Here is a 1,783-nt window from a genome sequence, read left to right on the forward strand (position 1 = left end):
AAAAAAGCGGTTAATGTTCATCTGACCCTAATTACTTCCAGCCTGAGAAGATAACAGGGCGAGGGCCTGAAGTGCGAAGCCAGGTGTTTATCCTGGCTTGTTACGCTTCAAGATCGTCGCCTGGTGCGGATCTTCGAGTGGCTTTCTCGTCATACATCGCCTGGTCGGCCCGTGCCAGCAACTGGCTGTCGGATTCCTCAGGCAGGGCACTGACTACGCCAATACTGGGCCCGGCGTAGTCCAGTTCCACCTGTTCTATGTTAAAGCGGCCCTGCGTCAGCGACCTCAGGCGGTGGGCTATGGCCTGGCGCTGGCTTTCGCTGTTGCCTTCAGTGGTAGTACAAAAGAATACGAATTCGTCACCACCATAGCGGGCTATAAAATCACCCTCACGCAGGCCGTTTTTCAGATTGGCGCTGATCATGAGCAAAAAGCGGTCGCCAAAATCATGTCCGTATTTGTCGTTGATGGCTTTGAAATCATCCAGATCGATAAACGCGAGATGGGCCTGCAGCTGGTTGCGTGAAGCATTTGCCAGGGTGCGGGTGAGTTCCTGCTCCATGGCGCGGCGGTTGGGTATTCTGGTCAGTGGATCTTGCAGGGCAGCTTTACTGAACTGCTGATTCTCCAATTGCAGTTGGGCAATCAGGCGTTGGCGCTCTATCTGTTGGGTCAGTAAACGGCCAAACATGGCCAGTAATCGGCGGTTTTTGCCACTGAGCTGGTGCCGTGAGCTGCTCGCACCGCACAACGTGCCATGGAGTTCACCGTCGCTGGTACACAGCGGCTCGCTGAGGTAAGTAACAATTCCCAGCTCTTGTCCGATGGCGTTGTCAGACCATAGTTGGTCCGCCTCGTCGGTGTGGATGACGCCCTCGTCCTTTGCCCTTTTGCACAGGGTGTCGCACCATGGATTGATCTGCCCTTCCGGAATGCGCAGACTGCCAGTGTTGTGGGTGTAAACCAGTGTCAGCTCATTTCGCTCGAGGTCGACTGACGTTAGAAAGGTCGACTCTAGATCGGTTATTTCCTGCAATATTGCCAACAGAGGGCGCGCGAGGCTTTCCAGATCCTGGCTGTCGGTGATGGTCGCCGCGAGCTTGTCGAGAAGGTTATCCTGCATCGTATGTTCGCTACCTGTTAGCGGCTTGTCTGATCAGCCCGGTCGGTAAATGTGCCAATAATAGTTTGAAGTGAATTGGATGAAAGGAACAGATCAATTTCGGCCTGTTTTATACACCCCATGTTTCGCTCCTGATAATATCGCCAAGCCATTACGCGCATCACAGAAAGGACTCATCCCGGTGATTTATAAATCCGCGTTGCCTGCTGCCCTTGCAGCTCTGTTTGTTCATCTGACCGTCAGACCTAGCTCATGAACCCTGAAATAAAGGAAATCTAGTCGGGCAGAAAGGGACAGCATTGATTTTGCAATTGCTAGCCATTTCGATTAGTCGTACGCGCGCTAGACAGTTGGGAAACAAAATCGGACAGGTATATGCCTAAAGATTTTCGAGGCGGTGGTTTTTGGACAATTGAGTGGTTTATAGTGACGGATAATCGATCTCAATTTCCGAGTCCCGCGCCAATGACGTTTACCCCTCCTGTTTTGTTGGCCGCCATTAAGGAGTCGGATTTTTCTATAGTCATTACGACTGGCGAGCTGGACTCCCCTGGGCCTGTGTATGTCCATGTCAATGATGCTTTTACTCGCATGACGGGGTATACCCGGGAGGAGCTTCTGGGATCTACGCCCCGTATGTTGCAGGGACCGGACACGGAC

General features: G+C 52.5%; 2 protein-coding genes. One reads left to right on the forward strand and one right to left on the reverse strand.

The window, feature by feature from the left end; translation table 11 throughout:
- Positions 1-100 precede the first annotated feature (100 nt).
- Positions 101-1,123, reverse strand: coding sequence for a diguanylate cyclase domain-containing protein (locus ABYA88_RS16355; RefSeq protein ID WP_373188442.1), 1,023 nt, complete (start codon positions 1,121-1,123; stop codon positions 101-103).
- 465 nt (positions 1,124-1,588) lie between these two features.
- On the opposite strand from ABYA88_RS16355, the gene ABYA88_RS16360 reads away from it, so the two are divergent.
- Positions 1,589-1,783, forward strand: a 195-nt coding sequence (locus ABYA88_RS16360; protein ID WP_373188443.1) for a PAS domain-containing protein, incomplete at its 3' end; no start/stop codon positions are given.

Origin of the sequence: Halopseudomonas sp. (genome assembly GCF_041579695.1) — a bacterium.
Classification (GTDB): Bacteria; Pseudomonadota; Gammaproteobacteria; order Pseudomonadales; family Pseudomonadaceae; genus Halopseudomonas.

Bases quoted from the DNA above. Each gene is read 5' to 3' on its own strand.
- ABYA88_RS16355 (WP_373188442.1), bottom strand. From the start codon at position 1,123: ATGCAGGATAACCTTCTCGACAAGCTCGCGGCGACCATCACCGACAGC.